Source organism: Symmachiella dynata (genome assembly GCF_007747995.1).
GTDB classification, from domain to species: Bacteria; Planctomycetota; Planctomycetia; order Planctomycetales; family Planctomycetaceae; genus Symmachiella; species Symmachiella dynata.
The window spans coordinates 4,897,546-4,921,352 of sequence record NZ_CP036276.1 but is presented as its reverse complement, the minus strand read 5'-3'; the positions used below and the strand labels follow the sequence as shown (position 1 = coordinate 4,921,352).

At 54.8% G+C, this 23,807-nt stretch carries 23 protein-coding genes; 13 read left to right on the top strand and 10 right to left on the bottom strand.

Annotated features, from left to right (window positions below; all coding sequences use genetic code 11):
- Positions 1-372 precede the first annotated feature (372 nt).
- The 3 genes from Mal52_RS18665 to Mal52_RS18655 all read left to right on the top strand — a co-directional run bounded on the left by Mal52_RS18665 (position 373) and on the right by Mal52_RS18655 (position 4,686).
- Positions 373-1,887 carry a hypothetical protein gene (locus Mal52_RS18665; protein WP_145377869.1) on the top strand — a complete coding sequence of 505 codons (1,515 nt, stop codon included), beginning with the start codon at positions 373-375 and terminating at the stop codon, positions 1,885-1,887.
- Between the two features lie 246 nt (positions 1,888-2,133).
- Entirely contained in the window at positions 2,134-3,084 is a 951-nt protein-coding gene (locus Mal52_RS18660; RefSeq protein WP_197534314.1) for a universal stress protein, read from the top strand.
- Between the two features lie 63 nt (positions 3,085-3,147).
- Positions 3,148-4,686 carry a hypothetical protein gene (locus Mal52_RS18655; protein ID WP_145377866.1) on the top strand — a complete coding sequence of 513 codons (1,539 nt, stop codon included), beginning with the start codon at positions 3,148-3,150 and terminating at the stop codon, positions 4,684-4,686.
- A gap of 133 nt (positions 4,687-4,819) precedes the next feature.
- On the opposite strand, the gene Mal52_RS18650 is transcribed toward Mal52_RS18655, so the two are convergent.
- From Mal52_RS18650 to Mal52_RS18625, 6 genes are all read right to left on the bottom strand, one after another.
- The gene (locus Mal52_RS18650; protein WP_197534313.1) at positions 4,820-6,169 is read right to left on the bottom strand and encodes a hypothetical protein; all 1,350 of its coding nucleotides are present in this window, start codon (positions 6,167-6,169) and stop codon (positions 4,820-4,822) included.
- Between the two features lie 475 nt (positions 6,170-6,644).
- Positions 6,645-7,040 (bottom strand): SgcJ/EcaC family oxidoreductase, encoded by a 396-nt coding sequence (locus tag Mal52_RS18645; protein ID WP_197533293.1) that lies wholly within the window; start codon positions 7,038-7,040, stop codon positions 6,645-6,647.
- A gap of 117 nt (positions 7,041-7,157) precedes the next feature.
- A complete protein-coding gene (locus tag Mal52_RS18640) occupies positions 7,158-7,511 on the bottom strand; it encodes a hypothetical protein (RefSeq protein WP_145377860.1) in 354 nt (117 codons plus the stop codon).
- An 84-nt stretch (positions 7,512-7,595) separates the two neighbouring features.
- Positions 7,596-8,108 carry an Hsp20/alpha crystallin family protein gene (locus tag Mal52_RS18635; RefSeq protein ID WP_145377858.1) on the bottom strand — a complete coding sequence of 171 codons (513 nt, stop codon included), beginning with the start codon at positions 8,106-8,108 and terminating at the stop codon, positions 7,596-7,598.
- A 54-nt stretch (positions 8,109-8,162) separates the two neighbouring features.
- A complete protein-coding gene (locus Mal52_RS18630; protein WP_145377857.1) occupies positions 8,163-8,573 on the bottom strand; it encodes an Hsp20/alpha crystallin family protein in 411 nt (136 codons plus the stop codon).
- Between the two features lie 75 nt (positions 8,574-8,648).
- Entirely contained in the window at positions 8,649-9,089 is a 441-nt protein-coding gene (locus tag Mal52_RS18625) for an Hsp20/alpha crystallin family protein (RefSeq protein ID WP_145377855.1), read from the bottom strand.
- A gap of 484 nt (positions 9,090-9,573) precedes the next feature.
- On the opposite strand from Mal52_RS18625, the gene coaD reads away from it, so the two are divergent.
- From coaD to Mal52_RS18610, 3 genes are all read left to right on the top strand, one after another.
- Positions 9,574-10,101 carry a pantetheine-phosphate adenylyltransferase gene (gene coaD, locus Mal52_RS18620; protein ID WP_145377853.1) on the top strand — a complete coding sequence of 176 codons (528 nt, stop codon included), beginning with the start codon at positions 9,574-9,576 and terminating at the stop codon, positions 10,099-10,101.
- 200 nt (positions 10,102-10,301) lie between these two features.
- On the top strand, positions 10,302-10,880 hold the full coding sequence (locus Mal52_RS18615; protein WP_145377851.1) for a thioredoxin family protein: 579 nt from the start codon (positions 10,302-10,304) through the stop codon (positions 10,878-10,880).
- Between the two features lie 177 nt (positions 10,881-11,057).
- The gene (locus Mal52_RS18610) at positions 11,058-11,888 is read left to right on the top strand and encodes a 3-keto-disaccharide hydrolase (RefSeq protein ID WP_145377849.1); all 831 of its coding nucleotides are present in this window, start codon (positions 11,058-11,060) and stop codon (positions 11,886-11,888) included.
- A 63-nt stretch (positions 11,889-11,951) separates the two neighbouring features.
- Here Mal52_RS18610 and Mal52_RS18605 read toward each other — a convergent pair whose 3' ends face one another.
- The 3 genes from Mal52_RS18605 to Mal52_RS18595 form a co-directional block, all read right to left on the bottom strand.
- A complete protein-coding gene (locus Mal52_RS18605) occupies positions 11,952-12,278 on the bottom strand; it encodes a DUF971 domain-containing protein (protein ID WP_145377847.1) in 327 nt (108 codons plus the stop codon).
- A gap of 32 nt (positions 12,279-12,310) precedes the next feature.
- Positions 12,311-12,751 carry a universal stress protein gene (locus tag Mal52_RS18600; RefSeq protein ID WP_145377845.1) on the bottom strand — a complete coding sequence of 147 codons (441 nt, stop codon included), beginning with the start codon at positions 12,749-12,751 and terminating at the stop codon, positions 12,311-12,313.
- 120 nt (positions 12,752-12,871) lie between these two features.
- Positions 12,872-14,563, bottom strand: coding sequence for an alanine/glycine:cation symporter family protein (locus Mal52_RS18595; protein ID WP_145377843.1), 1,692 nt, complete (start codon positions 14,561-14,563; stop codon positions 12,872-12,874).
- A 454-nt stretch (positions 14,564-15,017) separates the two neighbouring features.
- On the opposite strand from Mal52_RS18595, the gene Mal52_RS18590 reads away from it, so the two are divergent.
- The 7 genes from Mal52_RS18590 to Mal52_RS18560 all read left to right on the top strand — a co-directional run bounded on the left by Mal52_RS18590 (position 15,018) and on the right by Mal52_RS18560 (position 22,009).
- Positions 15,018-15,677 carry a helix-turn-helix transcriptional regulator gene (locus tag Mal52_RS18590; RefSeq protein WP_145377841.1) on the top strand — a complete coding sequence of 220 codons (660 nt, stop codon included), beginning with the start codon at positions 15,018-15,020 and terminating at the stop codon, positions 15,675-15,677.
- A gap of 148 nt (positions 15,678-15,825) precedes the next feature.
- Positions 15,826-16,377: an NADH-quinone oxidoreductase subunit B gene (locus Mal52_RS18585; protein WP_145377839.1), complete on the top strand. Its 552-nt coding sequence runs from the start codon at positions 15,826-15,828 to the stop codon at positions 16,375-16,377.
- A gap of 96 nt (positions 16,378-16,473) precedes the next feature.
- Positions 16,474-17,283, top strand: coding sequence for a Fe-S cluster assembly ATPase SufC (sufC, locus tag Mal52_RS18580; protein WP_145377837.1), 810 nt, complete (start codon positions 16,474-16,476; stop codon positions 17,281-17,283).
- 135 nt (positions 17,284-17,418) lie between these two features.
- The gene (sufB, locus tag Mal52_RS18575; RefSeq protein WP_145377835.1) at positions 17,419-18,840 is read left to right on the top strand and encodes a Fe-S cluster assembly protein SufB; all 1,422 of its coding nucleotides are present in this window, start codon (positions 17,419-17,421) and stop codon (positions 18,838-18,840) included.
- A gap of 180 nt (positions 18,841-19,020) precedes the next feature.
- Positions 19,021-20,361: a Fe-S cluster assembly protein SufD gene (gene sufD / locus Mal52_RS18570; RefSeq protein ID WP_145377833.1), complete on the top strand. Its 1,341-nt coding sequence runs from the start codon at positions 19,021-19,023 to the stop codon at positions 20,359-20,361.
- A 239-nt stretch (positions 20,362-20,600) separates the two neighbouring features.
- Positions 20,601-20,912, top strand: a complete 312-nt coding sequence (locus tag Mal52_RS18565; protein WP_145377832.1) for a non-heme iron oxygenase ferredoxin subunit — start codon at positions 20,601-20,603, stop codon at positions 20,910-20,912.
- Positions 20,913-20,977: 65 nt separating this feature from the next.
- Positions 20,978-22,009: a bifunctional heptose 7-phosphate kinase/heptose 1-phosphate adenyltransferase gene (locus tag Mal52_RS18560; RefSeq protein ID WP_145377830.1), complete on the top strand. Its 1,032-nt coding sequence runs from the start codon at positions 20,978-20,980 to the stop codon at positions 22,007-22,009.
- Position 22,010: 1 nt separating this feature from the next.
- On the opposite strand, the gene Mal52_RS18555 is transcribed toward Mal52_RS18560, so the two are convergent.
- The gene (locus tag Mal52_RS18555; RefSeq protein ID WP_145377828.1) at positions 22,011-23,687 is read right to left on the bottom strand and encodes a TIGR03790 family protein; all 1,677 of its coding nucleotides are present in this window, start codon (positions 23,685-23,687) and stop codon (positions 22,011-22,013) included.
- Positions 23,688-23,807: the final 120 nt, after the last annotated feature.

The following is a 23,807-nucleotide window of genomic DNA, read 5'->3' as shown; positions in this document are numbered from 1 at the left end:
CACGACGTTTAGAATAAATATTGCTAGGTAATTGTCTCGACATAACAACCTGTCGGGCATCGGTTTGTGTATTCAAACCTGCGGGATGGATCGATTGGCGCGGGAATAACAATCGTATCGTTTTTCGTTTTAATAAACAGGAACGGTTCGCTTGGTCCATTTCCTTGCGTGGTTGGCGGTACGGAATCGCAAAACCAATAACAACTTGATAACAACACCCTGCTTTCAACCCTCACCATCGCGCGTGGCTGTTTTGTACGCACCTAACTGATTGCTTGTCCGGTTCCCCCCTACAGCGTCGTTGCGGATCACGCGGGGAATTTTGCCGGAGCGAACACTCGGGCATTAGGCAACCTCCGGAGAAATCGACCTATGGCAAAGAAGTATTTGAGTCTTGAAGAAGCCGCTGAGGTTTTGGGAATTGAACCCGAGGCACTGAACCAAAAACGCGAAAAGCGGGGGATTCGTGCGTTTTCGGATCGTGGATCTTGGAAGTTTCGCCCAGAAGACGTAGAGAACCTCAAACGAAGCATGCAGGTCGACTCGTCCAAAGAGGCGGACCTCTCCAATGCCTCGGATGACTCCGAAGCCGACTTTGGAGCTACGTTTGCTGATGGCGATTCCGGTGCGGACATCGTGCTCGGCGATTCGGGAGCCGACATGGTGCTTGACGACAGCGAAGACAGCCACGATGACGAGCACAGTACCATCGTTCGCCGCCGCGAAGGGGATGCCTCAAGTTCTGACAGCGATGTCAAATTGGTGTTTGACGATGCCTTGATGTCCGACGGAGGCAGTAGTGAGGAAATCTCACTTTCCCCACTCAACGAGTCCGACAGCGATGTCCGCCTCTCAGCCGATTCCTCCCTGGATGCGGGTAGCGACAGTGACGTCAAACTCGTTGGGGGTTCGAGTGTTGAAATCGAAAAGCTGGGCAGCGGCAGTGACAGTGACGTGAGTCTCGTCGGTTCCAGTTCCGACGAAGGCAGCGGCAGTGGTAGCGACAGCGATGTGCAATTGATTCAAACATCGGAAAATCAAGCCGAGAATTTCGTCGCCCCGCCCACGAATTTGGTCTCAGAATACGACGTTAGCTTGGGTGGCGACGCACCAGAGGACTCCGAAGGGAGTTCAGTGATGGCCCAGGACAGCGGGTTGTCCCTAGATGAGGATAGCGGGATCGCACTCGATTCCGACAGCGGCATCGCGCTGGAGTCTGATAGCGGATTGTCCTTGGCCAGCGATAGCGGGATTTCGCTTGCCGACGATAGCGGATTGTCCTTGGCCGGCGATAGCGGCATTTCCCTAGCGGGGCCGGACGATAGCGGAATCTCCTTGGATGGTGGAACGGACAGAACCGAAGCGTTTTCCGTCATCGACGATGACAGCGGCGATGGCCATGATACTCACCTGGATGTTCCGGCGGTTGTGGACGAAGAGAGCGATTTCGAGTTCTCCACCAATTTGCTCGACACCGATAGCGAAACCAGCGTGATCACGTTGGACGACGACGAAGAAGAAAGTGTTGAATCGGCTGTCTTCGAAGACAGTGAAGAACTTGATTTCGGGGACGACGGGCTGGATGACGACGTGCTCGGTTCCAGCGATGCCGTGGACCTGATCGGCGCTGATGAAGAGCATTTCGACGATGATATGCTGACCGGCGAAAGTGCTGCTGGTTTGGGCGTCCCCTCCGGACGACTCTCCCGTCCTGTTGAGCAAGAATGGGGCATGGCGACACACATTGGTTTGTGGATCGGCAGTTTGACGATGATCGCCGGGTTGTTGATGATGTTCGACGTCGTCCGCACCATGTGGGGCAATTCCAACCCCGACTCCGTGGTGCAATCGGGTGCCTTGATCGACTTCATCGCCGGATTATTCTAAAAGCGAGCGCCGCGTGAAACCGGCCATGATGAACATGACGAACAGCCGCGCGACATTCAGTTGTCGCGCGGCTTTTTTTGCGCTGGGGTCGCTCGCGGCGGTCATTTTCGCCTGTGGGCGTTTGTGCCGAAGCGCTACACAATTTCGCTGTGCGGCTGGCGCGCTTCCCCTCGTCGGGCGTTTGTCTTACCATAACGACGGCACCGCGCCGCCATGGTGAAACCACTCTATCAGGAAGTTGAGCGAATGACCCAGGTTCAAAGTATTTTGGTCGGTATTGACCTTTCGAAAGCGGATCGACTTGTCGCCGCAGACATCAGCTCCTCCAACCGGCATGCAATCGATAAGGCCCTCTGGCTGGCCGAGCATACTGGAGCCAAGTTGACGTTTTTGTCCGCGCTGGAATTGTCGGCGCACACACAACATCTCATTCAACAAGACCCGCGTAATTTTTCCGACGTCGACGACGCCGCCTTAGGCGTGCTCAATGAATTCGTCGAGCAGGCAGAGCAACAGGGGATCAAGGCCGACTGCCGACTAGCGTACGGTGCAGCCTGGCATGAGATCATCACCGAAGTGCTCGCTCGTCCCTATGACATCGTCATCATTGGCACACGGAATCTGTCCAGCGTCAAGCGGATGTTGATGGGTAGCACCGCCATGAAGCTACTGCGCTATTGCCCCTGCCCGGTTTGGGTGACGAAAGCAGAATCGGAAACGGATACGAAATCGATTCTGGTTGCCACCGATTTGACTGCGGTGGGAGAACGCTCGGTCCAGATCGGTGTCGACTTGGCCAAAGCTGAGGAGGCAGCATTGCATGTTGTGCATGCGGTGGAATATCCGTTGGAACGCCCACTACGTCTTTCGCAAACCCCGCCCGAAGAAATCCAGAAGTATCGGGAAGATGTCCGCACCAAGGCAGAAGAGACGCTGAAACAGCAACTGGAAAACGACGGCGTTGAGAGTTTAGCAAAACCTCCGCAGGTCCATTTGTCCGACGACGTTCCCGAATCCGCGATCATCGATTTGATCAAATCGCACAATATCGATCTGGTTGTCATGGGGACGGTCGCCCGCGCTGGTTTGACGCGATTTCTCGTGGGCAATACCGCCGAGCGGATTCTGCCCGAACTCCCTTGCTCGGTTCTCGCCGTCAAGCCGGCTGATTTTGTCTGTCCCGTCACAACCGAGTAACGCGTTTGCGGGGGATGGCCAAGACTTTTCTCATTCACAGAACACATTCCAAGCTTCTTGATTATGACAAAGATCTTCACCGCGGCTGTTGGGTTTGTGATCCTGCTTTCGGCACTGTTCGCCGCCTCAGCACGCGCAGCTGATGAGCCCGCGTCGCTGCGGATGACGATTGTCGTGAATCTCGGAGAGGACCTCGGACAAAATTACGGGTCGCTCTTTGAGATTAAGAATCGCGACGGCAAGGTCGTCGGCGGAGCGGGGTTTGAGGGGGTGTATAACACGACCGGCCGCGGCAATCGTCGTCGGCTGCAGTTGTTTGTGAAAACACCGGGCCAACCACTTGAGTACGACGTCAAACCGCTGCCCCGTTCTACGACCGATGCGGGTGTCTATCTGGCGGATTTCAATGGGCGATTGCAGGCACAAAGCGCCTCGGGTGGAAAAGATCGGCGGTTGATGGCTTGGGACGACTCACGTTGGGTGCCCGATGAAAAACATGTCCCCTTTGCCACCTATGTCGCCGACAAAGTCATGGAGGTCGTCTCGCCCCGCGTGTTGTACGGCGGGAAGCCGATCCTCGATTTGACCGGCAAAGACGTGGGGATCGCGCGGTATTATTATGCCGGCGGCCATTTGTTTGTGCGTGTCCATGGCAAAGGGGTGAACGAAATCGCCGCCTGCCCTTGGCGTCCGTCGCAATCGGCAGAAATTGATTACCAAGCCGCCCCAAAAATTCCCATGCGGATGCCTTACGAATTCATTTATTCCTACGGGCAGTTGGGCGACGATGTGCTGGCAGCCACAAATACCGGCGGCGTCTACCGCTTCAATGGGCAAGAGTGGAAATGCCTTGTCGAGCCGATTGCAGACGTCAGCTATCAAGTTTATACGATGATCACCTACTACGACCGCCTGTTGCTGGGGCAGTACCCGACTGGCAACCTGTTTGAATACGATGGCCAAGAAGTGCGGCATTTGCAGGACCAACCCCCGGTCATGCCCGGCGTTTCCAACGCAGCACGCGAAGCACAAACGACTGCGATCTATGGCGGCGACCTGTATGTCGGCGTCTGGCCCTGGGCGGAGTTGTGGCGTTTGGACAGCAACTCGCACCAATGGAAATTCAGCCGCCGCATGTTCACGCATCCACCGCTCACCGACGCGCAAGTGCATCCCTACGAAAAGGAAGCGACGCAATTGGGCCACGTACTGAATCGCTGGGGACACCGCATCACAGGTTTAATCCCGCTGGGAGATTCGCTGTTCGTCTCCACCTCCTCCAAAGGATCGACTCCCTACGATCCGAGCTATGGTTTTCTGAACGAAGACGACAAATGGAAGGAGTACGGCCGCGTCTATCAATTGACGTTGCCGGGACAAGTCTCCCTCGATACCGAGTGGAAAGCCGGCCCGATCACTTTTGAAATCACCGCCACTCCAGACCAATTGACATTGCGTCAAGCGGGCGGAAAGTCCCAAGTCGCCCGCATCACTCGCGCAATGTTTGATGCTCTACGCAGCGGACAAGTGATCCAGCGTAGCGGTGTGTTCGGAAAATTCGGCGGTCAAGAATTAACAGTCACCAAGAACGTGACTGAATAGCCGGTCACCCCCCCAAAAATCTCCCTAAGCTTGGGTGCCACTGCTGGCTCGTCCAGCAGTGCGGTCGTGAACCGTCGAGAGTCCTACCGGTTCTCTTCGTCGCGATAATAAATCGTGTTTAAAAACAGAAACATCAACGCGATTTTAATACCCTGGGCGGCCGTAGCGACCACAGACGTACCTCGGCGCCGTCGCTGGTTGCTAACAACGGATCGGTTGGGGAAAAGGCAACGGCGCGTACCGATCCGGCGTCGAGCTCTCCCACAAGCCGTCCAGTAGCGACATCCCAGATTTTTAGTGGAGCATCCGTTGGCCGATTTGCCGTCGCCAACCATTTGCCGTCATACGAAAGTCCAACCGCGGTGATCGGACCGTTTTGCGTATCGAAGTTTCGCACGGGTTCACCGGTTTTGGGGTCCCAGACGATGGCAAATGGGCCTTCGCTACCCGTCGCCAAGAGGCGTCCGTCGCCTGAAAAGCAGAGGGCAGTGATGTCTTTCTTGTGGTCCGATAAGATGTGCTGTGTGGCTGTTGAGGGGCCTTCGGTTTCCAGTAGGTTCTCCGAGTTTTGCAGGTACACCAGCCCCTGTTTTCCGTCGACGGCGATCATCTCCTCAAGTGGAGAAACCGCGAGGTAGGTTACGATTTCGCCAAAGGAAGTCCGCGCGGCTCCGCGGCGGCGCGTGGTGATCACGTCCCATACCGAAACCGATTGGCTCCATCCAGCGGTGAACAACCGTGTCCCGTCCGGCGAAAAACCGAGCGATGTGACTTCCGTGTCACCCACAGGCAAGTCGGCAACTAGCTTTTGCTCTTTGAGGTTCCACAGTTTCAACTCGCCATGGGAGATTTCGCCCCCTCCGCTGGCAAGAATCACATCCATCACCGGAGAAAATTGCAGGCAGCGGATGCGGCGTTTGTGCCCGGTCAAAATGGAGAGTGGTTTGTGATCACCGACATCCCACACGATAATATTGCGGTCTCGACCGCCGGTGACGATCGTTTGACCGTCGGCTGAAAACGTGAGGCAATTGACATCCTCGGTATGTCCGCGGAGCGTTCCAACTTGGTTAAACAGCGGCGTTGTCGAGCTTCTTGGCCGAACGTTTTTCTTCGGCTGGGGGGTACGGGCGCGCATTGTCGACGGTTGTTTGGCAGGGGGCTTTGTCGTCGTTGGCTGGGTTGGAGTCGGCTTGAAGGGCGCCACATCCTTGGCGTTGATCCAACCTTGTTGGGCCTTTCCGTCAATCGTTACCGTGATCAACAACCATTTGCCATTCACTTGTTCGACAGTTTGCTTTTCTCCCCGCCGAATCACAGCGACGACCGTTTTTCCCGCCTTCAATTCGGCAGACTCGGCGGTCACGGTGACAGGATCGCCCTTTTGAAACTCTTGAGCGACCAAAATCGAAGACCCAGGCCCCGCCCACAAAACGCAGCAAATCACCCACGGGAGAATGCGAATCGGTGTCAATTTGAGCATGACGGAATAGCAACACGAACAGGGAAGGAAACAGAATGGGACGTCCCTGTATTGTAGTTGCCTGCTGAGTGAATTGCATCGTTGGTTCGGTTGTTGAGCAGGGCGGCTCAATTGTTTGGTTTGCCGAGTTGGGTGAAGAGGCGCACGGGATTCCATGCGTTTTGGCGTAAAGCTGCGGCGAGATTTCCGATTCTTTGGTTTCGCAACCAGTTCATTGCAAAATTTCTCACCTCCGCCAAAATCTGCGCGGCAGCGATCCTCGCCGAAGGTTTCATCGCAGATCCAGTGCACTCGGTTTTCGATTTTCCAATGACCACGCCACCATGTCATCAATCGCACGGCTTTAGCTCGGTCGCGTCCGAAACTTTTGATGGCATCGTGGCTCGACGTCTCGCCCTTGCGAATAGTCGTCCGCACGTTCGATGCTCCATGTGAAAACACCTGGAGCGGTTCCAGTGCATGTGATAGATTGGCATCATTGGTCCTCATCAACCGGAACCATTGTGTTTGCGTCCCGAATGACTACCCAACCATCGCCATGTCTTTTCAGGACGGAAAGTGAATCGCCCTTCATCAAAGATCGTGAGTTTGTGCTTTTATCTGTCATTTCGAGAGAAATCGTAGTCAACAGGCAAGCATGATCGTCAAATACTTGGATTTCCTGAATTGAGCAATCCAGTTCAAATTCAGTGTTAGGGTCAGTAGCAGTCGCAGCAGCGGCAAAACTCTCCTTGTCCATTTGGCCCGATCCCGGCACGAGGAAAATTGCATCGTCCGCGATTAAATTCCTCGCGAGTTCGAGGTCACCTTCTTTTGTGGCCTGCATCCAATCGTCGAACCAACGGCGGATGGCTTGTTCATCCTGATTCATCTGGAAGTCTCCTATATCTGGCTGCCCCTGACAGCCGATTGACAAAAGCAATAATACGGCGCATAGAACTGACCACTTCATAATCGCCACCTATTCCACGAGTGAGGAACTAACTTCCTATTTGCTACAAAAAGGTGGACAAGCAAGAACAGGTATTGTATCAGAATAGAGCACTTCCGGTATGGTGGCATTCTGGTCGCCCAGGACTGTCGAAGCTTTCCCGGTAAAGTATTCGCATCGCGCATAAAAAAAGCCGCTGGGACCATCCCGGCGGCTTTCTTCAGGGGAAAATAATGCTACACACCATTCTGACACATAGACGTCCAGCAGGCGGTCGATTGGTTTTTGATTTGCCGTTTTACCGAATTCGACCTGCCGTTTGTCGTTGTTGGGCAATTCAGGCAGACCTTGCGGTCGATCATCGCGCCGGGGCAGGGGAGTGCACAGCGCGTTTTGGGCAGTGGTGATCAATGCCGCAAAATCGGTAGGCTTTTACCAACCGAATTCAATTTTCTGTGTGGCAGCAATTGCCGTCCGCCATCTCGCTGGCGAACATCAGCTGGGTTCTGTATTGCCGACGGGGTCTGTTTCGTGGGACTTCACATGGATTTGAATCTGGTGGACCTGCTCGGCCTCAGGTTTCTTGAGGGTGATCTCTAAGACTCCGTTCTTGGCCGTGGCGCTGACGTCGTCGGCATTGACCGGGCAGGGGAGCGGAACGGAACGCGAAAACTCGCCGGCCGAACGTTCTTGGCGGTGGACGACGCTATGTTCTGAAGGGGCCCGCAACGGATGGGTTCCAGAAAGTGTCAACATGTTGCCGGCGAGAGAGATATTGACGTTCTCTGGATCGATGCCGGGGATGTCGGCGACAACTTCTACCGCGGTTTCGGTTTCGGTAATGTCCAAACGCGGATGCATTTCATGCCCAGTCAATCCGCTCAAGCCCAGTGCTCCCAACGCGCGCTCGCTGCCGGACCAGACCGTTTCGACCAACTTTTCTAATTCTTGGCGAACTTTTTCACCGGTTTGTCGCGGCTCGAAGGGATCCGTGGATGTGCTCGACATGTTCGTCTCCTGCTTGTGAAGTATTTCGTCACGGACCGTGGTCCGCTGTGTTCGTCAGTCGCCGTCCACCTGTATCCGTCGCGGCTCCGCGCGGGGCATGCGAGGCAAATTGACTTCCAATACGCCGTTGTTCAACTTGGCGGTAATGCCATCATAGTCGACTTCGTCGCTCAGGATAAATGAGCGCAAAAAGTCACCTTGTTCATATTCGCGATGTAGCAAGCGTGCTCCCGCAGGGGCGACCGGAGTAACACGCCCAAAAATGGTCAGCTTATTGTCCTGAACCTGCAGTTCCAAAGTGTCGGTGGTGACGCCGGGTAAGTCGGCCATCAAAACCAAACCCTCTTCAGTTTCGTAGATATCAATCGGAGCCGTGACGACGGCGCGTGATGGGGGCGCCGTGTCGCCGGCAGTTGGCTGCTGTTCATTTTGTTCTTCGCTGGTTTTGCGAATTTCTTGAGACATGGTATTGCGCCTCTATCATTATCCGTCCGGAATCAGATTCGCATTGCAATAATCTGACACTCGGCGTTGCATGTTTTAACTGGTTGCTACGGGAATCTGCCGGGGTTTGACGTCGTCCGCCTTGGGCAAATGCACCGAGAGCACACCTTCGCTGAATTCGGCTGTCACCTTATCTTCGTGAACGCGCTCCGGAATCGACAACGAACGTTGCCACGCTCCATGCGGACGCTCACGGCGGCGAAACGCGTCGTCGGAAACGTCCGGCGGTGCGGTCCGATTTCCAGCCAGCGTCAGCACCCCACCGGCAACCGTCAGTTCCACATCCTGTGCAACGATCCCCGGCATTTCGGCAACCAACAGATATTTATCATCCAACTCGTAGAAGTTCACCGCTGGGAACTGGTGTTGCTGCCGCAGATTGTGGAACGGTAGTTTGATGCTTTCCAACAGCCGGTCCATTTCGCGCTCTAAGTCGCGAAATTGATCCCAACTCTGACGCCACTGAAAAACAGGCATGATTCAACACTCCTCGCGCATACAAACAATTCCGCCACACTGGTTCTGGTCATTTGTCTCGGCAAAACCAGTGGCTCAGGTCATAGTTCATAATGCAAACCTCGTACCGGAAGTCCGCGCCGTGGGTAAACTACAGGGCCAAGATTAGCCGGGCATGTTTAATCTCAATTTATAAAAGGACTTAAGTCGATGTTGTCAGGAAGACACGCTCCTGTCAATATGGCAGTGAGATGGGGGGAGAGAATCTACTGTCAAATTGGCCGTCAAATTGGCAGGCCGCCGTTTCAACCTTATCGCGCCGTTGGCAGGCATTGTTCTCACAGCCGTGAGCGATATGATGCCAGGTGAACGTTGTCTCAAGAGCTTTGCTGCGGGCAATCTTCGGATTTGCTCGGATACACTTCACCGTTATTGAACATCTCTCAACAGCCGTGACGCCGTTCACCGGCTTTTTTTAAAAATCACCAATGGGTCGAGAGCTGATATGAATTCGTCGCCACAACCGCGCAATGCAGTTTATGCAGGCAGTTTTGATCCGGTGACCTTGGGGCATGTCGACATCATTAAGCGCGGGGCGCGGATCTTTCATCATGTGTACGTCGGGATTGGCGTCAATCCTGAGAAACAGACCCTCTTTTCGATCGAAGAACGTTTGGCGCTGATCAAGCAGTCGGTCTCCGATTACGAGAACATCACCGTCGAAGCTTTTGAGGGGTTAACCGTGAACTTCGCCGCGCAGCACCAGGCCGTGGTGATGCTTCGCGGCGTGCGGACGCTTTCAGATATGGAGGCGGAGTTCACCATGTCGTTGGCGAATCGCACGTTGGCTCCAGAGATTGAGACGATGTTTTTAATGGCGAGTGAGAATTACTCGCATGTCTCTAGTTCCCTGATCAAGCAAATTGCCAAAATGGGAGCCGAGCCAAATATGGAGAGCTTGCGCAAGTTCGTCCCCGAACCTGTCGTCGCCCCGTTATTGGCGAAATTTGGGCAATCGGTCCCGAAGAGTTGACCGTTCCTTGTCGATGAGTTGTACTACAACTGGTTTACTGTAGAACTAGTTCACTGTCGGGCGAGAGAAACTTCGCTCTCAGTTTTGGGTGAAGCTGCCTGCCCGTGTTCGTTGTGCAACCGGCTGTTCATCCCCAACGATTTCAAACAAACATTGCTCGCGCTGGCGAAACAAGATTACTTATTGAGGAGAATTCAATCATGGTAATGACCCCGTCACAGATGATGCCGTTAGAGACTGCTGCTCCTGAGTTTTCACTTCCCGACACGGATGGAAACACTGTGTCATCGGCAGACTTCTCCGGCAAGCCGTTGTTGGTTGCGTTCATCTGCAACCATTGCCCGTTTGTGATTCACGTGCGGGAGTGTTTGGCGAAGTTGGGTAGCGAATATCAAGGCAAAGGTGTCGCTATGGTGGGGATCAGTTCCAATGATGTCTCAACGCATCCTGGAGATAGCCCCCAAAAAATGCGTGACGAAAAGGACAGTGCAGGGTATACGTTCCCCTATCTTTATGACGAATCCCAAGAGGTCGCCAAGGCCTACAGCGCCGCCTGCACGCCTGATTTCTTCTTGTTCGATGCCGATCACAAACTGGTCTATCGAGGGCAATTAGACGACAGTCGGCCCGATAGCGGGATCCCTGTCACCGGCGAAGACTTGCGTGGAGCGCTCGATGCCCTACTGGCTGGCGAAGCGATTCCTGGCGAGCAAAAACCAAGCATTGGCTGCAATATTAAGTGGAAAACGGGCAACGAACCGTCGTACTTTCCCGCCTAAACCTAGCCTGCAGAGCTGGATTGGTTTTTTGGGGTTTCGCTGCTGGATGCGGATTAGGCGATTGAATGCGCGGGGCGGGAGGCTTAGAATTGAGGAACGGGCCAAGGGTTTTTCCCCATTCGTTCGCAACTCTCATTGCTTGTCATTATCCCGTCTTGATTCAAGTTCAATTTTTCCATGAAATCGCATTTCGGACTTCCTCAACCCGTACAGAGAATTGCAAGCCTGCGCCAGCCTGCTGGGCGGTTGCGGGCCGAGGTATTCTTTGTGACGCTGTTGGGCGTTTTGCTAACCGGGTTGATGGTTGCAGCGCAAGAAGAGCAACCGGCTAAGGCCGCGACAACTAAAGAAGAACCGGCTAAAAAAGAACCAGTTAAAGAGGAGTCCGACAAAGAACAACCGGCCAAACCTGGTGACGGTCAACCGCCGAGCCTGCTCGATTCGCCCAAGTTCTTCGAAGCCTGGGAACACTACTCCGCCGAAGAGGGAACCAAACTGGAAGACGTGTGGAGGATTGTCCAGGAAAAGGTCACGGTGGAGAGGAACGGACAGACGGTCGAAAAAATTGATAACGTTTTGCTCTGCACCGGAAAGCCGTTCGGATATTTACGCTCTAAGGAAATCTACGAGGATTGCCAGTTTGGATTGGAATGGCGGTTTCCCAAGGATGAAAACGGCAATAGCGGCATCTTGGTGTATGGTGTTGGCAAAGACGAGATCTGGCCCAAGTCGATTCAGATTCAATTTCACCGGCCCAAAGTCGGCAGCGTGTTTCCGATGAAGGACGCGACGTGCGACCCGCAACTTCCCGGTAAGATGTTGGAGAAACCGGCCAGTGAGTGGAACACTTGTGTCGTCACCTGCCGTGGCGACACGATCTCTTTAGAAATCAACGGCCAGGATTTTGGCGTCGTAAAAGGCTGCATGCCAACCAAAGGCTTTATCGCTCTGCAAAGCGAAGGGGCGGAAGTCCGCTTCCGCAATTTTTGGAAACGCCCGCTGAAGTAGCGGCTGCCAAGCATCGTTGCATTTCGCCGCGACTTATTCCACTGTGGCTTATTCCAAGGTGGCTTATTCCACCGTGGCGGTCCCCAATTCCCGCAGCAGCTCCAGCGAATAGATACCCGTTGCGTGTCCATCGCTAAAGGCGATGTTGTACGCATAGTTGCCCAACGGTTTCATGCCCGCCACCTTTGTCGGCGCTGCTTCTTCAATCGATAGCACGGGCAGACCCAGCGGGTCCGGGGCAGGTTCGTCCCGCTTTGCGCGGCATGTCGCGCAGGGGCAACTGTTACGCAAGAGCGACGCCGCGTACTCCATCCGGACACCGTCGTTCCAGACAATGATCAGATTGCCGTCTTGGCTGCTTAGATTCAGGGGCATCAATTCGCTGGACATTTCTTCGTTACCTATTCGGTGAAAACCGTCGTTCACTCGGCGTCGCTGCGGCGTAAAACCAGTACGGGACAATGTGCGTGGCGAATGACCCGTTCGGCAACCGACCCCAATACTAACCGTTTGAATCCACCATAGCCATGTGACGAAATCACGATCAAGTCTGCTGCAAGATCCGCGGCAAACTCGGTGATCAGGAAACCGGGATCACCAAATTTTACGTCGAATTGGACGCCATCCAATCCATGTTCGTGGGCATAGGTGGCGAACGTCTTCCGCACAGCTTTTTCCCGTGACTCGTCGTTGACTTCGCCCCAGATCACACCGGGAGAAAGCCCTTCCAGCGGAATCAGCACATGCACAGCATGCACATCGCTGGGACTGGCGGCCATTTCTACGGCAGTGGAAATCGCCTCTAGAGACGTCTCAGAAAAATCGACCGGGATCACGACCTTACGTTTGGGGAGCCATGACATGGTTCTGTGTCCTTAATTGTGAATTCGGCGAGTCGCACTAAGGGGCGTAACATCCGTGGCTAACTGCCGTGGTCTCGCAGGTTCGCTGCGATAGATTTTGATTGTTTCGATCAGGCTCTGCTATTTGTGTCTCTTAAACTCGCCCGCCTTGTAGCGCCGCCAATAGTTGTTGAGATCCTTACGGACCTTGCCGCTGAGCAGTGCCACGCCCAACACATTGGGGAAGGCCATCGTGAGGATCATCAGGTCGCTAAATTCCAATACATTCTTGGCCGACACAATGGACCCAAGAAATACAAATACCAAAAACACAATTTTATAAGGCAGAGACGCCCTGCGACCAAACAACGTCGTTGCGCAGCGTTCGCCGTAATAAGACCAGCTGATCATTGTCGAATATGCGAACAGAACGACCGCCACCGCCAGCAGATAGGGGAACCAAGAGACCTGTGATTGCAACGCTGCGGAAGTCAGCGCCGCTCCATTATCGCCGACTACGTATTCTTGCAATTCCGGATACTTCGCCGCATCATAGACTTGCGTGATGACGATCACCAATCCGGTCATCATACAGACCACAACCGTATCAATAAACGGCCCCAGTGATGCCACCGCTCCTTCACGAATCGGTTCTTTGGTTTTTGCGGCAGCATGGGCAATGGCGGCCGAACCGGTCCCTGCTTCATTGGAAAACGCAGCCCGCTTAAAGCCGATGACGATCACGCCCAGGATGCCGCCCTTAGCGGCGTCGGGTTGAAAGGCCGTGCGGAAGATCTCTTCGATCGCCCAAGGGATACGTTCGAAGTTGGTGGACAGAATGTAGAGCGCGACCAGAATATAAATTCCGCACATCAGCGGGACAATTTTTTCGGCCGTCGCGGCAATCCGGCGAATGCCGCCAATAATCACGACACCGACCACCGCAGCCATGACCAAACCGTATACGGGTTCGTTTCCATCAAGCCAAGTGAACTTCGTTTTAATCGCGCCCAACGACTGGTCCACCTGATACGCGCAGCCGCCGCCGAATGAGGCCATTATACAGAAGATCGAAAACATGACTGCCAGGCATTTGCCGAGGACTCCCAGCCCTTTTTCTCGCAAACCATCGGCCAAATACCGCATCGGACCGCCGGAAACCTGCCCGTCCGGATCGACGTGCCGGTACGATTGGGCCAGCGTGCACTCCACAAATTTGCTACTCATCCCCAGCACGCCGGCGACAAGCATCCAGACCAAAGCACCCGGTCCGCCGGTGCCGACGGCAATTGCCACGCCACCAATGTTTCCCAAACCAACGGTCGCTGACAGTGCGGAGGAGAGCGCCTGAAAGTGCGAGACCTCGCCCACGTCGTTGGGATCGTCGTAGTCCCCCTTCACCACCCGCACCGCATGCCAGAAGCCGCGGATGTTGATAAAGCCCATACGTATCGTAAAAAAGATCGCCCCGACGACGAGCCACACTACGACCACCGGCAATTTGGTGCCGATCAGTACCTGTTGGTCCTGGGGCAGGTCGGCTGTGGCCGGATCAATATAGGGCCGCCATTCCCCGGCGTAAAAGTCGTAATAGGGCACGGGGTAAAACGCGAAGGTCGCGACCGGCGCCACGAGGTACTTCCCAAAAAACTCGTCGACCTTGTCGATCCACGTTTTAGGTTCAGCTGGGGATGTTTCGGTCGCTTCATTGGCCTCAGCGGCCGATTCGCTAGGCGATGGTGAGGGGGTCTCTTGAGCGGAGGAGGGTGGGGGGAAGGCGAAAAACGTTGCCGCGACGAGGGCCACGATGACGCAGGAAAAGGTTTTGCGCATGTCGAACTTATTTCCCCTTCGGTTCCAGGTAGTGGTGACCGGCAGCAGGCCCCAAAGGGGACCGCGCTCGAACGAATATAACAGGCCCATCTTTATGAAGAAACTGTGATTGTGCCAGTCAACACACCGTGCCGTTGCTGCTGCGAGGCTCCAGTGGATTCCAAATCTCAATTGTCGAGTTACAAAACGAGGGTTTGACGGGATGATTTTGAGATAGCGATTGAAGCTTCACCTGAGTTACTCACAATATATTCGATCGCAATAATTGGAGTTGAGCCTTGGCTACTCTTGGGACGCGATTCGCTAGATTCTTATGCCAAAGACATCGATTGGGACGCCTTGATATTCTTTTTCGCATTTTTAGTTGTCAATATTACTTGAAATGTATAGGATAACGTTGTAGCGAGGGTGTATTTCCTGCCTGAGCAACGCAAATGATCGGCTGTAAATCCTTATGAAGAAAACACTTGAGAGTCAGGATCGCGAGTTTCTGGAACGGTTGCAGCGGCTCGGCTGCGGAACCGTGCAGGAGGTTTGCAAAGAGTTGGGGGTGACGGCAACCGCCGTGCGCCACCGGCTGGTTCGGCTACAGGGTTTGGGATTTGTGGGCCGTGATCTTGTCCGCGAAGGGCGCGGTCGTCCGCATCACGTTTATCGCGTCACGCAGGCGGGACAACGTGAGTTGGGGGACAATTACGGCGATTTGGCACTAGTGCTTTGGCGGGAATTGCAGAGTATCCCCGACCAAGCAGTCCGTGCTCAGGTTGAATCGCGGATCCGTGATGCGATGGTTTCGCAATACGCACATGCGGTCAACAGTCCGCAGTTGCGAGATCGCTTCCAGCAGTTGGGTGAGGTCTTAGCGAAACGCGGATATGACGTCGAAGTCGATCAATCGTCCGAGTTACCGGTACTCCGCGAAAATAACTGTCCCTACCAGGAATTGGCGGATAGCGATCGCGGGATTTGCGAAATGGAAGAAGAAGTTTTCGAAAAGGTTTTGGGTGTGCCGCTCAGGCTTTCCCAATGTTTTTTAGATGGTCATTCCTGCTGCGAATTTGAGCCGGCAGAAGTGGCTTCTCCCCCTGTTAATAACGCAGCAGATTCTCGGTAGTCCCCATGGATTGCGATAGAGGACAGAGTTGCTAAAGTGGACATAATCGGTCGGCGGTTCACAAAGACGCCGACTTGTCCTGGCTGGACACAAATGCATTGTTCAAGCCACTTTAGTTCCGTAGACATTCGAAAGTAGACAACCTCAAATGGCCTGGATCGACGAACGCTTTGAAGAAAACGTTGTGGTCACTACGTTGGAACAAGGGATGAACTGGGCGCGGCAGTCCAGTATTTGGCCCATGACGTTTGGGTTGGCTTGCTGTGCCATCGAAATGATGGCCGCTGGAGCCAGCCGATTTGACTTGGATCGGTTTGGAGCGGGTGCGTTTCGTGCAACTCCGCGTCAAGCCGACCTGATGATTGTTGCCGGCACGGTGACCCACAAGATGGCCAGCCGCGTGCGTCGACTTTACGAACAAATGCCCGACCCCAAATACGTCATCGCCATGGGCGCTTGCACGGTGGGTGGCGGTCCTTATTTCAAATATGGTTATCACGTGGTCAAGGGGGTCGATTTGGTTGTTCCGGTCGACGTCTATGTCCCCGGGTGCCCTCCGCGTCCCGAAGCCTTGTTGGAAGGCCTGATGCGGGTGCAGGATAAAATCAAAGCCAAGCGTATTGCCAAAGGGGCAATCGACGAATTGCCGGTGCCGCATCACAGTGGCCAAGTGGCGATTCCCGAAGTTCTGGAAGTCTGATTCGCCACGCCGCGAGTCACGAGCGACGAACCCTGGTTGCAACCACCAGGGACTCATGAAACCAAAAATGCTGAAAGGCAAGTTAGCGAATCCGGAATGAGCAGTTTACTGAAAATTGAAGATCTGCGGGTCAGCGTTGATGGCACTCCCATTCTTAAGGGAGTCAATCTCGACATCCGCCAAGGCGAAGTTCATGCTCTGATGGGCCCCAACGGCTCAGGGAAAAGCACACTGGCTTTCGCATTGATGGGGCATCCCAAATACGAAATCACCGGAGGCACGGTAGAAATCGACGGCGTGAACCTCGTCGATTTGGATCCGAACGAGCGGGCGCGGCTCGGTCTGTTTCTGGCATTCCAATACCCGGTAACCATCCCCGGCGTCAAAGTGGCCGACTTTTTGCGGCATGCGGTGACCAACGTCCGGAATCCGGATCGTAAAGAAGGCGAAAACCTGATTCCGATGCGGGAGTTCCGTAAGGAACTGAAAGGCAAAATGGAAGAGTTGGGCATGGATCTGGAATTCGCCCGACGCTATTTGAACGACGGTTTCTCCGGCGGCGAAAAGAAGCGGATGGAGATTCTGCAACTGGCGATGCTCAACCCCAAATTCGCGATTTTGGATGAAACCGATAGCGGGTTGGACAGCGATGCCGTTCGCGTTGTGAGCGAAGGTGTGGCTCGTCTGTCCGGCAGTACCGAGATGGGTGTGTTGATCATTACCCACCACGAACGTTTGTTGGAATTCAATACGCCGCAATTCACGCACGTGATGCTAGCGGGACGCATCGTCGAAACCGGCGACGCATCGTTGGCAGCCGAATTGCACAATCAAGGTTATGCTGGTGTCCGCGAACGTCATCCTGAAGCGGCTGCCGAAGAAGTCACTGAACAAGTTGCTGGCTGAATATCAAGTTGCTTCAAACCTGTCTGGCGCATTTGCAAATCTGAGTGTAACAGCCTCGCAAGCCAGCGCAATCGGGTTTTGAAACGGGCTTAGAAAACCGCGTGATGTTCAATTCACGCTGGGAGCGATAACGACATGACGACCGAACTCGACACACAAACCACAGCCAAGCCCGATATCGGTGAATACCAATACGGATTTCACGATTCGGAAGAGGCGTACGTCTTCAAAAGCCGTAAAGGCTTGGATAAGGAAATCGTCCGGCAAATCTCCGAGATGAAAAAAGAGCCGGAATGGATGCTCGATTTTCGGTTGCAAGCACTGGAGACATTCTTCAATAAGCCGCAGCCGGAATGGGGCGGCGATTTGTCGCAGTTGGACTATCAGGACATTTATTACTACGTCCGCGCATCGGACCGTCCCGAAGGGAGTTGGGATGACGTTCCTGATGACATTCGGAAGACCTACGACCGTCTGGGAATTCCCGAAGCGGAAAAGAAATATCTCGCCGGCGTGAAAGCGCAATACGAGTCGGAAGTCGTTTACGGCAGCCTGCAAGAAGACCTGGAAAAGCAGGGGGTGATCTTCACCGATACCGATTCTGCTTTGCGGGATCATCCGGAATTGTTCCGTGAATACTTCGGCACGGTCATTCCGCCCAACGACAATAAGTTTGCCGCCTTGAACTCGGCTGTTTGGTCGGGGGGATCGTTTATCTACGTTCCGCCGGGCGTGCATATCGAATTTCCGCTGCAGGCCTACTTCCGCATCAACTCGGAAAACATGGGTCAGTTCGAGCGGACGTTGATCATCGTCGACGAAGGCGCCTCGGCGCACTATGTCGAAGGCTGTACCGCTCCGACCTATAGCAGCGAAAGCTTGCACTCGGCGGTGGTGGAAGTCATCGTCAAAAAAGGAGGCCGGTTCCGCTACACGACGATCCAAAACTGGTCAAACAACGTCTATAACCTCGTCACCAAACGGGCGATGGCTTATGGCGATTCGCTGATGGAATGGGTCGACGGCAACCTCGGTTCGCGGTTGACGATGAAGTACCCGGCCATTTTCCTGATGGAACCGGGTGCCCGCGGTGAGACGTTGTCGATCGCCTTTGCCAACGATGGCCAACACCAAGACGCCGGTGCGAAGATGGTGCACTGTGCCCCAGACACGTACAGCCGGATTATTTCTAAGAGTATCTCCAAAGGGGGCGGCCGTTCGAGTTATCGTGGCTTGGCCAAGGTGGCTAAGGGAGCACACGGTTCCAAATCGAACGTGATTTGTGATGCGTTGATCCTCGACGACATCAGCCGCAGCGATACTTACCCCTATATCGAAATCGACGATGACGACGTCACGATCGAGCACGAAGCGAGTGTGTCGAAGATCAGTGACGAACAACTGTTTTATCTGATGAGTCGCGGCCTCTCCGAGGCGGAGGCGTCATCGATGATCGTAACCGGATTTATCGAGCCGCTCGTCAAAGAGTTGCCCATGGAATATGCCGTGGAGATGAACCGGTTGATTGAACTGCAGATGGAAGGCTCCGTCGGCTGATTTTGGGTCGATGGTCAATCCATGTTGCCGTTACCCCCCGGCATAGCCGGGGGCTGATGGATTCCATTTGACACGCACCAACCGTTTCAGCCCCCGGCTTTGTCGGGGGGTTAGAGCACGGTATACCGGCGCTCATAGAAAACATCACCGTACAACACACACATATTGCGCACACGAGACATGAACTCACCAGTGGACACGATGACATCTCCCGCGAAGACCGACGGCGGATTTGACGAAGCGGCCTTTGCCCGTTTTTTAGATGCACGCAACGAACCCGATTGGGTCACCGAATTGCGGCGCCGGGCGTTTGAGCTGTATTGCCAAAAGTCGCAAGAGGAACTCGATCCCGAAGAATGGAAACGGGTCGACATTCGCGGCTTTGATCCGTCGGCATTCACGGTCCATCCCACAGCCGACACAGCTGCTGAGTTCGAAACGCTGATGCACGACCGGGCGACTTATGCCGGCGACGTCGCGCATGTCGACGGCAATACGACCGCCCAGCGCGTCGATGAATCGTTGGCCGAACGGGGCGTGATCTTCGGCAGCCTGGCCGATTTGGTACACGAACACCGTGACATCCTCGAACCACATTTGATGACCCGTGCGGTGCATCCGGAGACAGATCGCTTTTCCGCATTGCACGCGGCATTTTGGACGGGCGGGACGGTTTTATACGTCCCCCGCAACGTGAATTTGGAAGAACCGCTGCACAGCCTGATTGGCTTATCGGTCGCCGGTGCTGCTGAGTTGAGTCACACGTTGATCATCCTCGAAGAAGGGGCCTCAGCCACGTTGCTTGAAGAGACCGCTTCGGCGACGACCGACGCTCCGGGATTGCACATTGGCGCCGTAGAGTTGATCGTTGGTGCCCGGGCCAATTTGCGATACGTACAATTGCAGAACTGGAATCAAAAGACGTGGCACTTCGCCCATCAAGCGGGGCTTGTCGAGCAAAGCGGCTCGTTGCAATGGACCGTGGCAGCATTGGGATCGAAGTTAGCTCACGTGCATCAAGACGTGATCCTCAAAGGCACCGGTGCCAGTGCGGAAGTCAACGGCGTGACCTTTGCCACCAATCGGCAGGTACTCTCCTACTACACCAAACAAGCCCATGAAGCGCCGCACACTCACAGCGACTTGCTGTACAAAGATGTGCTCCGCGATCGTTCGCGGGTGATTTGGCGGGGTATGATTCGCGTTGAGAAAGAAGCGCAACAAACCGACGGTTATCAGCGCAACGACAGCTTGGTGCTCACACCGACCTGCCGCGCGGATGCGATTCCCGGACTGGAAATCGAAGCGGACGATGTGCGTTGCACGCATGGCGCCACCGCTGGACGAGTCGATGAAGAGCAAATCTTTTACAGCATGTGCCGCGGCATGACGCAGCACGAAGCGATGCATATGATCGTCGAAGGCTTTTTCCACGGCGTCTACGACCGCATTCCGATGGAAATGGTCCGCGAAACGCTCAGTCAAGCTGTGGAGAAAAAACTGGGCATCGGTCGACTTTAAACGAGTTGAGCGATCAAGCCGCTCGCCGAAATAGAGATATTCCCCGGAAATAACCCGTGAGTCAGGTGCCACAGCTGGCTGGTCCAGCACTGTATTTCAGGCTCACGAACCGCACTAGCGGACAAGTTGCCAGTGGCACCCTCTCTGCTCGGGCCGTTAGGCGAAACATCGAAGTCAGCCGACGGATTTTGTAGCACATCAATCACGCGCGGAGTCGCGAGTCATAGGGACTTTTTAGTATGTCGGAATTTCAGCGTGTGGCGTCCGTAGACGATATTGCCCCCGGTGAGCGAATCGCTGCAATCGTGGACGAGGTCCCCGTGTTGGTGTTGCGCGTCGGCGATAACTATTACTGTATCGAAGATGTCTGCACGCACGATGGGCAGCCGCTGACCGATGGTCCGCTGGAAGGCAACGAAATCACCTGCCCGCGGCACGGCGCCCGCTTCGATGTCACAACCGGCGCGGCAGTCTGCATGCCCGCATTTGAAGCTGTGCCGACCTACGAGGTCAAAATTGAGGACGGCGCGGTGTGGGTGAGCGTGACATAGCGGGCTGTGTCTGCTTAAATGTCGGATTGAAATTTTGATCCGTACAGATTCCCGGCACGCCTCTTATGCAACTGACCCCCGCTAAATTTGAAGATATCCTCGGTAAGTTCTCCACGCTGTCAATCGCCGTGGTGGGGGATTTGTTTCTGGACCGGTACCTCGATCTTGATGCAGGTTTGACGGAAAAATCGGTGGAAACCGGCCTCGATGCCTATCAGGTCGTCGGCGACCGTTGTTATCCCGGTGCTGCGGGAACGGTCCTCAACAATTTAGCTGCGCTGGGGGTGGGGACGCTCAAGGCAATTTCGGTCGTCGGCTGCGACGGCGGCGCCTATGAATTGTTGCGCGGCTTGGAGCGGATCAACGTTGATAGTACGCACGTCGTGCAATGTGCTGACCGGATGACCCCCACTTATACCAAGCCAATGCTCTCACAATCCGAAGGGCCGGCAGTTGAACTGAACCGGATCGACATCAAAAATCGCGTCCCGCAAGGTAGCGAAATCGACCAGCAGGTGATTGCCCACATTGATGCCGTGTTCGGCGAGGTCGATGCGCTCGTCGTGATGGATCAAGTCGACGAACGGAACAACGGTGTCGTCACCGATGCGGTACGGGAACATATTTCCCGGTTGGGGAGCGAACATCCCGGCAAGTTGATTTTTGCCGACAGCCGTTCGCAAATTCGGATGTATCGCCACGTGACCACCAAGCCAAACAACGCCGAATTGTTGAAATCGATCGGAGTCTCCTCCAGTCGAGCAGAAGACCGTGACGCGATTGCGGCTGCGGGCAAAAAATTATCGCAAACCACCGGGCGGCCCGTTTATACGACGTTGGGTGAAGCGGGCATCCTGTATTGCGATGCGGACACGACGACGCACATACCGACCGTGCCGGTGACCGGTGAGATCGATATTGTGGGGGCGGGTGACAGCACGACGGCGGGGATCGTTTCATCGTTGGGAGCGGGAGCGACTGCGGTCGAGGCGGCCGAAATTGGCTGTTTGGTGGCATCGATCACCGTGCAGCAAATTGGCGTGACCGGCACAGCATCGCCCGAGGCTCTGCGCAAACGATTTCAAGAACGCGCCTGACTTACGGCATTTCCGATTCAGCGGCCGGCCCGTTGATCAGGTTCTCAATTGCCGCCGGCAGTGGCTTTCCTACGAATTTTGGGTTGGCCTTGTACGGGTTGTAGAGCGGATCCCCCACCAACACCATGACCCAGGAATTGTAAGGCTTGCAGCGATAGTAGCATTCGACCAGCGTATGCTTCCCCGAAAGCAAGAGCAGGAAGAATTCATTGGGCCGGGGAAACGCAGCCAGATACGGTTCTTGGACCGGGCCAATCGTCGCGCAGACACCATCCTCTAACATGCGTTTGCACCAGACCTTGCTTGTCGGTTTGCGGAGCGTCGTTGCTTCGGCGCTAGCGAGATGATACCCGACTGCGCCGGGCTGCCATTCGAAGGCGTCGATGTAGTTGGCCAACGAATACCAACCGCAATAGAGCGCCGCCAACGGGCAATCCCCGGGTTGAAAGACGTCATCGACTTCATCCAGCACGACGGTCAGGTCGGTTTCCTTGCGGAGAAAGGCTGCCAGACTCATGAGTTGGGAGTCAAAATCTTTGATCGAACCGCGGGGGGCGGTTTCGCCGAGTTTGCCTCGGTCGCGGGAGTCGAGGTATACCTTGCCCTCCAATCCGGTTTTCTCAACAGCGATGGCTGTGTCGATCAGTTTTTTGGAGAGCTCAAACGTGGGAGCTTCGATCCGCGAAACCATGAGTGTCGCCCGTAGTTGCCGGGTGTAGGAATTGTCGTAGCGATAGTTGAGCACATTTTGTTGCCAGCGTCCCAATGTGTACGACGGCCAGTACAGCAGCGATAGTTCACTATCGAAACTGGCATAGGTCTCATTTTTCTTCAGCAGTTTTAGTTGTCCATCGATCCAGGCGAGCGACCCCAGCAAGCCGTCACTTTTTTCCACCAACGACAGCATCGCTTCGTCTTTTTCAATGCCATCGGACAGTCGTTCCAGCGCAGCGCGGCCTTCGGTCAAACCGGCAATGCGACCGAGGGTATTGGTCATCGAATTTTTTAGCGCGTTGTTGTTGGGTTGCTGTTGGATTTGGGACTGAATGTTCCGCACCACGTTCACCAATCCTCCGCCGGCGGTGAAAATAGCGGAGAGTTTTTCGTTGGCCTCGCGCCCCTGGGGCGTATCGGCCACCGGTTTCATACGGTCACGGATTGCGCCAAATGCCGACTGAAAGTCTTTGATGAGGACTTTGACGTCTGTGGATTCGGCCGGCATGGGCGGCGGCCCGTCGGGGCCGGGGAGGAGTTCATTGATGGCCGCGATCAAGCTTCGCAAACGAAAAATGCGATTCTCGCGCTCGCCTTTCAAATAGGCCACGCGATCAACGGTGATGGGGAATTCCGGGTCCTCTTTGCCGATCTTCAGCGGAACGTCCCAGACCGTTACCAAACAGCGAAGCTTGGCCGCCAGTTTGTTTTCGACAATCCAACCGCGAATCTGCGGGCGGATCCCCATTTCCCACTCTTCGCGGGAGACCTCTTCTCCCGCTTTGCTGTCGATGAGGCAAATTTGCTCCAGCGGAATGCCGCGCGCTTCGGCGTAATACTCCGCCAATTCCACAGACTGCCGACTGTTACGCATCGCCACGATGCCGATCTCTGCCGGCTTCAGTTCGGCTTGGGCCACTTGCGGAACGAGGAGCAATGCTAAGACGGCTAAAACAATTCTCATCGGCTGAACTTTCCGGCTGAAAGTAAAACGGATCCATCACGAAGCTGGGCGAGCCGCGGTGGCCCATCATAGCAAGTTCCCGGTGAATCGGACATCTCTCTGCCATCGTCGATCACTTCG